At 42.0% G+C, this 7,638-nt stretch carries 9 protein-coding genes; 7 read left to right on the forward strand and 2 right to left on the reverse strand.

Annotation, left to right across the window (positions count from 1 at the left end; genetic code table 11):
• Positions 1 to 2: 2 nt before the first annotated feature.
• From HPC67_RS10710 to HPC67_RS10720, 3 genes are all read left to right on the forward strand, one after another.
• On the forward strand, positions 3 to 1,379 hold the full coding sequence (locus tag HPC67_RS10710) for a sensor histidine kinase (protein ID WP_217587671.1): 1,377 nt from the start codon (positions 3 to 5) through the stop codon (positions 1,377 to 1,379).
• 7 nt (positions 1,380 to 1,386) lie between these two features.
• The gene (locus HPC67_RS10715) at positions 1,387 to 2,064 is read left to right on the forward strand and encodes a response regulator transcription factor (RefSeq protein WP_217587672.1); all 678 of its coding nucleotides are present in this window, start codon (positions 1,387 to 1,389) and stop codon (positions 2,062 to 2,064) included.
• 92 nt (positions 2,065 to 2,156) lie between these two features.
• Positions 2,157 to 2,363 carry an FAD/FMN-containing dehydrogenase gene (locus tag HPC67_RS10720; protein WP_217587673.1) on the forward strand — a complete coding sequence of 69 codons (207 nt, stop codon included), beginning with the start codon at positions 2,157 to 2,159 and terminating at the stop codon, positions 2,361 to 2,363.
• A gap of 254 nt (positions 2,364 to 2,617) precedes the next feature.
• On the opposite strand, the gene HPC67_RS10725 is transcribed toward HPC67_RS10720, so the two are convergent.
• The gene (locus tag HPC67_RS10725) at positions 2,618 to 3,139 is read right to left on the reverse strand and encodes a hypothetical protein (RefSeq protein ID WP_217587679.1); all 522 of its coding nucleotides are present in this window, start codon (positions 3,137 to 3,139) and stop codon (positions 2,618 to 2,620) included.
• 369 nt (positions 3,140 to 3,508) lie between these two features.
• Between HPC67_RS10725 and HPC67_RS10730 the strand changes: the two genes are divergently transcribed.
• Positions 3,509 to 4,153: a hypothetical protein gene (locus HPC67_RS10730; RefSeq protein WP_217587681.1), complete on the forward strand. Its 645-nt coding sequence runs from the start codon at positions 3,509 to 3,511 to the stop codon at positions 4,151 to 4,153.
• A gap of 157 nt (positions 4,154 to 4,310) precedes the next feature.
• Here the strand turns inward: HPC67_RS10730 and HPC67_RS10735 are convergent, their stop codons facing one another.
• Positions 4,311 to 4,550 carry a hypothetical protein gene (locus HPC67_RS10735; protein ID WP_217587683.1) on the reverse strand — a complete coding sequence of 80 codons (240 nt, stop codon included), beginning with the start codon at positions 4,548 to 4,550 and terminating at the stop codon, positions 4,311 to 4,313.
• Positions 4,551 to 4,911: 361 nt separating this feature from the next.
• On the opposite strand from HPC67_RS10735, the gene HPC67_RS10740 reads away from it, so the two are divergent.
• The 3 genes from HPC67_RS10740 (at position 4,912) to HPC67_RS10750 (ending at position 7,605) form a co-directional block, all read left to right on the forward strand.
• Positions 4,912 to 5,559 (forward strand): YpjP family protein, encoded by a 648-nt coding sequence (locus tag HPC67_RS10740; RefSeq protein ID WP_217587685.1) that lies wholly within the window; start codon positions 4,912 to 4,914, stop codon positions 5,557 to 5,559.
• A gap of 201 nt (positions 5,560 to 5,760) precedes the next feature.
• A complete protein-coding gene (locus HPC67_RS10745) occupies positions 5,761 to 6,927 on the forward strand; it encodes a TraB/GumN family protein (RefSeq protein ID WP_217587687.1) in 1,167 nt (388 codons plus the stop codon).
• Positions 6,928 to 7,605: a class I SAM-dependent methyltransferase gene (locus HPC67_RS10750; protein ID WP_343327832.1), complete on the forward strand. Its 678-nt coding sequence runs from the start codon at positions 6,928 to 6,930 to the stop codon at positions 7,603 to 7,605.
• The last annotated feature ends 33 nt before the right edge of the window (positions 7,606 to 7,638 follow it).

Consider the following 7,638-nt stretch of genomic DNA (forward strand, 5'->3'; position numbering starts at 1 on the left):
TTATGTTCAATAAATTATCGCTCAAAATCGGATTGTTATTTTTAGTATTTATGCTGCTCATTGAGACATTTTTGTTTTTCGTTTTATATTATAACCTGGCGGATGATCGCATCGATGAAGTCATGGAGAGCTTGCTTGCAAGGGGAAATACGCACCGCGATGTTCTAGAGGATCATTTTGATGAGTCTACTTTACAGCATGTCGGCATTATGGAGTCAGCTTCTGAATACACCGTCGTCATTACTGATGAAACGGGTGAAGTGACCACGGCATCGGGTGCTATAGAACCAGAAATGGCGGCGATCATTGCACAAGGTGAACACGAGGGTGTTCCTCAACAAGGTGAGGTTGTTGAAAGCAATTGGCAGGACGTCGCATTTATTGCAACAGAAAGTCCCATAACGATTGACGGCACACACAAAGGACATGTGTACATGTTTGCATCGACCAATCTAGTGAAAAATATGATTGGACAGCTCGCCGGTCAGTTTATTTTGATTGGCATTATAACGCTTGGTGCAACGGTAATCATTGCATTTATTTTATCTGAGCTCATTGCACAGCCATTGATTAAAATGAAGGAAGCGACTGAACAGATTAGTACTGGCAAGCCAAAGGTCACGTTGAATACTGAGCGTCACGATGAACTGGGCGATCTCGCTCGAGCGATAACGACGCTTGCTAATGATTTAGAGCAGGTGAAACGGGCACGTCACGACTTTTTGTCCAGTATTTCTCACGAGCTCCGAACACCGTTAACGTATATTAAAGGGTATGCGGATATTTTGCATAAGCAAGACTTATCTCCTGACAATGTTGATCGCTTTACATCCATTATTCATGAAGAAAGTGAACACATGTCGCGATTAATCAAGGATTTGTTTGATTTGGCAAAGCTTGATCAAAATGAATTCGTCATCCGCCGTGAACGAATTGTGTTATGTCAGCTCGTAACTACGGTGGCCGAACGCATGGAGCCTGCCTTCGCAAGAAAAGACATTGCTTTGGAGGTCGATTGTAATTTCGATACCGAGGTTGCTGTTGATTCGGATCGTTTTCAGCAAGTATTGATGAATGTGTTAGATAATGCACTTAAACATACAGATAGTGGTGGGGAAGTCTCGCTCACTGTCGCTGATCAAACAAATACTGTCACCATAGCGATTGCGGATAACGGTGAAGGCATTCCAGAGGAGGATCTTCCTCATGTGTTTGAGCGGCTGTATCGTGTTGAAAAATCACGCTCACGAAAAAGTGGCGGTACAGGACTTGGTCTCGCGATTGCAAAAGAAATTATGACAGCACATCAAGGGTCAATTGACATTGAAAGTGACCGAGGCAATGGGACGACGGTCTTTATTCGATTGAAAAAGGAGTGATCGGCACATGACAAAGGTGCTCTTAATTGATGATGAACCACGGATGCTTGATTTATTAGAGCTGTATTTAGCGCCACACGGATACACGTGTAAAAAAATGTCCAATTCGCTAGAGGCATTGGACCATTTAGAATCATATGTCTATGATTTAGTCTTGTTGGATGTCATGATGCCGGAAATGGATGGCTGGACGTTAGGAAAAAAAATCCGTACCATATCTGACGTTCCAATTATTATGATTACGGCACTGGATCAGCATGAAGATATTGTGAAAGGGCTGAAGCTAGGGGCGGATGATTATATAACGAAGCCATTAAATGAACAAGAATTGTTAGCGCGAATAGAGGCCGTTCTTCGGCGCAGCGGGTCAAAAACAAAAGTAGAGCTTAATGGACTCGTATGGAATGAAACGACTTTCACCCTTTCATTTAAAAATGAGCCAATTAAACTGACACCAAAAGAATTTTCAATGGTCGGGTATTTAATGAAAAACCCGGAACAGGTTTTCTCCAGAGAAAAGCTCATTGAATTAATTTGGGGACTCGATTCCTATACTGGTGGCAGAACGATTGACTCTCACGTCCGCAACGTACGGGAAAAGATTCGTGTCGCAGGGTTTCCGGTCGACGACCACTTTAAAACCGTCTGGGGCGTTGGCTATAAATGGACAAATCAGGAATCATGACAGCATCTGTTTCTAGTTGGTCACATAATCTTGATCATTTCTTCACATTTATTGATTACCCTTAAAGTAAGCAATTGAAGGGAGGAAGGATCATGAAGAAAAAAGTGACAGCTCTTGTTTTCACATCATTACTTCTATTTGGTATGGGTGGTATCGTCTTTGCCCATGATGACACATCTAACGAATCCAACAGATCTAATGACGACTGGGGATATGAAGAGATGGTACCATTTATGAAGGACGTGCATCCGAACTTAAGCGATGAACAATTTGAACAAATGTATGAGTTCTGCCATTAAGTTTATTTGAATATGGATCGGGACTGGGATGTACTTAAAGTTTAACGCAAAACACGAACAAAGCTCTACATTAGCTCAGGAAATATACGCAGACTCCGGCGGGAGGAAAGGCCTAGGCGAGACCCCGCAGTGCGTTAGCACGAGGAGGCTCACCAGCCGCCCGCGGAAAGCGAAGTATATTTCCTGAGCGGTCGTATTGTTCTTTATTTGGTTAACCTTTTTTGTCCTAGTCTCGCTTTTTTTAAATGATCCGATTAAAACATCGTGTCGAATGATTCAAGCAAAATAAACAGCCCTGCGATGGCGCCACTCATTGTAAGCGGTGATAGCCAGCGAATGATACCTTTATGCTGCAATTGCTCGGCCATCATATACATAAGCGTGAACAATGAACCGACAAACAAAAAGAACATCACCTTGGTCATGGCATCCGCATATTCAAGTGAAATCATCGCACCGAGCATGGTCCCCATCATGCCACCCATTAAACCAGACATAATCCCATCAAGCACAGCTATTAAGCTAGAGAAAATACCTGAAACAAAACCAAGACATATGCCAATCAGCATCCCCCACACCGTCGCTTCAAAATAGGCATCAGACAACGTAATCCCTAAGATAAGCCCGACTAAAAGACCGCCACCCATGCCTACAGTCATAGCGATCATCATCCCTGTCATAACAGGGAGACGATGTCGATATTTAATGTTCAGCATCATAATGCCCGCTATCAATAAGCCACTCACTAATACAATCATCACTAGAGACACATTCATCGTTTTACCCTCCAACAGTCTGTCCACATGCATAGTCCATTATATTAATCTGTTTTTGGGATTATTCATGATGAAAAGAGACCTGCGGTGATATGTCAAAAGATAAATAAACACGTATGGCGTTATTAAGATTCAATTTAATCAAATCATTTCTTCAGATGAAAGTAAAATAAGAATTTAATTTTTATGTTATCTACAATCTTTTATAGTCTAAAAGTATGATTTTTAACCCGAAAAATGATTCTAAAGGTTCACGCAATTTTTGTAATCCTTCGATATGATGATAGAGATGACAAAAATGGTTAAAATTCCCTACGTTTGTATAAGGTCTGTTATATTTAACACATTTAATCACGGAGGAGATTTCATATGAAGATGGGGCGTTACATACGATTATTCGGTATGGCAATACTTATTGTCGCCTTACTTGGAGGCTGCTTTGGCGGGGACGATGCTGAAAAGACGGACGGCACAGGTAATAGCAATGATTCACAAACGACTTCTGGAAATAATGATCAGCCTGAGAATGAGAGTGACACCGACAACACCGAGACGACTGATGAAAATGATGAAGCTGAAAAAGAAGAAGACGACGCTTCAGGAGATGAGAACTCAAAAGGCGTTGCACCGAAGTCAGCCTCAGAACAAGTGTCATTTACGCAAGTCACTTGGTTCTTTGGCTCTCCAAAGCGACAAACAGAACCTGGTGTATGGTACTATACAGCAGAAGACCACCCTGCCAACCTTGAAGATACGTTTGATTGGGAGGAAGAAGATGTACTCCTATGGCAAATTGGGGATGAAAAGTATGGTGGCTACAGTGCTGACACAGAAAAACTGGAGATCGTTGACGAAAACTTAATCAAAATTGTTGTATCCTTTGATGAAGATGGTCCTGATGAATCGAACCCAGATCGCATGCCACGAAATTATATATCAGTAGAAAAAGGGGCCCTGGATGGGAAGAGCTTTTACGTTGAAACAGTAGATGGAGAAGAGCTGTCATTGGAGTAAACAGACTGTAAAGTGGAACGGCTTCAAGCAAGTGTTCGAGCTTTCGCTTATGAATAGATGTCATATAAATAACTCAACTCAAAACGTCGTAAACGTGAAAAGATGCCACCGTCGAGGGGCATCTTTTATGTTGCGTCAATTACGTTAAAAGACATTTCTAAGATTCAAAGAGATAACCTAAAAACATGACGATATAAAAACTAAATGTCATGATGACATTTAAAACTGGCAATATAATGCTTTTACCTAAAGCACCAAACGCAATACCAATTGGTCCGACGATATAAACTAAAAGCCAAAGCGGACTTGAAACAGAAAATACGATATTAGGGATCCAAATTAGAATACAAAGCACAAAACAGAGCAATGACCATTTTTTAAGTCGAGCAGCATCCATTGCCACCCACCTTTAACCTCATTGTATTGGTAGCAGCCGTTTCCTTTTGCTTGAATGGTAGCATACAGCGGTACATGCTAGGGTATATATTTTAAATAAACATATCATTTTAATTGTTAGGTTTATTGTAAGCGACGAAAATTTTAAACCAATAGGAAGGGAGGCCTAAACGTTCTAGGGAACCAGTAATATATGAGATGTTAAAAACAACGAAACATAATAAGCAGTTCCAATCTCGAGGAGACAATAAAACATACAGCATCAATCTATGAAAACCATTTCATAAATCCCAATAAAGTTGTGGAAAAATTGCCTTAATCGTGATAAAATTTAAGGAGAGATGCTAAAGGGGAATCTGCCTATGAAACGATGGATGCAAAAAATATTTGTTGCACTTATTGCGGTTTTAACACTAGGTTTATATATTCCACAATCACCGCTCACTGTTGATCATGATGAGCACAAAGGCGAAGTATCTTCTAAAACGGGCTCTGAGAAGTCTGTTCGTGCAAACCATATAGAGGATGCGGGACATACTGCTCAGGCGTTACCGCGAACCGAATCAACGGAAGCATTACAACCAACATCCGGCCTACAGGATGCGAATGAATTGTTTGCGCGCTCGATCGTAAACGAGGCCAAGACTCAGACAATTACGAAGCTCGGTCCGAAAATCGCGGATCGCATTGATTTAGATTTCACAACTGATATTTTACCTAAAATAGAAGAGGTCCTTGACGGTCTATTACAAGAAGCAGGGACTGAGAATATTCCTTATTATAGCATTACAGAGCAGCCAACTGGCGGACTCGGTGAAATGATTTTTAATGTGTATGACGAACGTACGAAAGAAGACATTGCTCGCTTCCACGTTCGCAGAGATAACCGACCTCAAGAAGGCTATTGGTTCAACTTCCATTATCATTTACAGGATGACAATTTCGAAAACCACCATACGATTGGTGATGTGTATTGGGATAAAAATACCCCACCAAATTGGATGGCGTAACACGATCAATGAGGCTCGCCCTAAGCTTGGGGCGAGCTTTTTAGCACTGCTTTTCTATACACGTTCACACATTTATTTGCGATCATCCGCGCCTTTAACAGCGAGCGCCTCAAATATGATATGATACATAATACGTAACATTGAATCTGAATCTATGCTGCCAGATGCGATTGTCCGGTCAGTTGTAAAGGAAGGTCATATATGTCAGAAGAAAATATAACCCGGCTCGAGCTGGATGGTAAAGAAATTATCTTGATTGGTACGGCCCACGTATCGCGGCACAGTGCTGAACAGGTGAAAGAGGTTATTGAGCGAGAAACGCCTGATTCCGTCTGTGTGGAGCTGGACGAACAGCGTTATCAATCTATCCAAGAAGGTAATAAGTGGAAGGAAATGGATATTTTTAAGGTTATAAAGGAAAAGCGTGCGACCTTACTCCTTATGAACTTAATCATATCGTCCTTTCAAAAGCGTATCGCAAAACAATTCGGCATTAATCCTGGTCAGGAAATGATTCAAGGCATTGAGTCGGCAAAAGCACTTGATGCCGAATTGGTTCTTGCTGATCGCAATATCCAAATCACCTTTTCCCGTATATGGGGAAATGTCGGCTTGATGGGGAAGGCAAAGCTTTTGATGCAGGTGATCGGAAGCATTTTTGTCCAAGAAGACATTACTGAAGAAGAACTGGAAAAAATGAAAACCCAAGATATGCTCGATGCGATGCTACAAGAGTTTACAGTGAGCTTTCCGCGTTTGAAAACGCCGCTCATTGATGAACGTGATCAATATTTGGCACAGAAAATCAAAAACGCGCCCGGCGATAAGATTGTTGCCGTACTTGGTGCAGCGCACGTTCCAGGCGTGACAAAAGAAATACACAAGGAGCATGATTTAACTCAGCTAACGAAGCGACCACCTAAATCAAAGGTACCGAAAATCATCGGCTGGTCCATCCCGATTCTAATTATAAGTTTAATTGTGTATACGTTTATGACCAATCCATCCGCAGCCGCTGATCAAACGTTAAGCTGGATTTTGTGGAACAGCAGCCTTTCAGCACTTGGTGCACTTGTCGCTCTCGGTCATCCGTTAACGATCTTGACGGCATTTATCGTGGCCCCGATCACATCGCTCAATCCGTTGATGGCGGCAGGGTGGTTTGCAGGTATTGTTCAGACCTTTGTGAAAAAACCTGTCGTCGCTGATTTTGAAAATTTATCAGACGACGTTCATACAGTCAAAGGGTTCTGGAACAACCGCGTTACACGCATTCTGTTAATCGTTGTTTTAGCAAATATCGGCAGCTCGCTTGGTACCTTTATTGGCGGTGCTGACGTCCTTCGTGTGTTTTTTGAAAATCTATAATTGAGAGTAGCAACAAATAAGCGTGATGATGCTCTTGGAAAAGAAAAGGTGAACGATGTGCTTGAAGATACTGGCGAACGGGTTATCCCAGACAACATGAACATTTTAAATGAGCTATTAATAGAACATATTGCGCGGTATCATTTTTCCGCGTCATATGCCAAGGGACGCATACTTGACTTCGCTAGTGGCACTGGCTATGGCACGCACATTATCGCCAAGCGTCGTAAAGCTCATATTGATGAAATTGTTGGTGTAGATATTGATCGAGCGACCATTGAGTACGCACGGGCGACCTATTATCATCCTTTGTCCAGCTTTGTGCAAGGAGACGTGACAGATCCAGCCATTGTCAAACAGCTCGGAATGTTTGATGTGATCCTGAGCTTTGAAACGATTGAACATATTCACGAAGAAGAACAATTTATGGATAATATTTTTTCAATGCTTAAGCCAGGAGGCACACTGATCATATCGACACCATTCGGAAAAGGGCGTGGTATCCCGAGTGGTCAGGAATTCCATGTCCATCAGCTAAAGCCTTCAGAGTTCAAAGCCTTATTTACCCAATACAAAGACGTCCAGTATTATGGGCAAAAAAGTGCCCTCATCGAACCAGCCGATTTCCCAACGGACGTACTCACACATCCGCTCGGAATCGCTGTGTGCCGAAAATAGAGGTTGTACAATAAATGACGTTGGTGGGGAAAA

This window comes from Lentibacillus saliphilus (genome assembly GCF_019093865.1).
In the GTDB taxonomy this organism is placed as follows: domain Bacteria; phylum Bacillota; class Bacilli; order Bacillales; family Amphibacillaceae; genus Lentibacillus_B; species Lentibacillus_B saliphilus.

Coding starts and splice junctions, on each gene's coding strand:
- HPC67_RS10740 (WP_217587685.1), top strand. CDS start 4,912: ATGAAACGATGGATGCAAAAAATATTTGTTGCACTTATTGCGGTTTTA.
- HPC67_RS10715 (WP_217587672.1), top strand. CDS start 1,387: ATGACAAAGGTGCTCTTAATTGATGATGAACCACGGATGCTTGATTTA.
- HPC67_RS10710 (WP_217587671.1), top strand. CDS start 3: ATGTTCAATAAATTATCGCTCAAAATCGGATTGTTATTTTTAGTATTT.
- HPC67_RS10745 (WP_217587687.1), top strand. CDS start 5,761: ATGTCAGAAGAAAATATAACCCGGCTCGAGCTGGATGGTAAAGAAATT.
- HPC67_RS10735 (WP_217587683.1), bottom strand. CDS start 4,550: ATGGATGCTGCTCGACTTAAAAAATGGTCATTGCTCTGTTTTGTGCTT.
- HPC67_RS10730 (WP_217587681.1), top strand. CDS start 3,509: ATGAAGATGGGGCGTTACATACGATTATTCGGTATGGCAATACTTATT.
- HPC67_RS10720 (WP_217587673.1), top strand. CDS start 2,157: ATGAAGAAAAAAGTGACAGCTCTTGTTTTCACATCATTACTTCTATTT.
- HPC67_RS10725 (WP_217587679.1), bottom strand. CDS start 3,139: ATGAATGTGTCTCTAGTGATGATTGTATTAGTGAGTGGCTTATTGATA.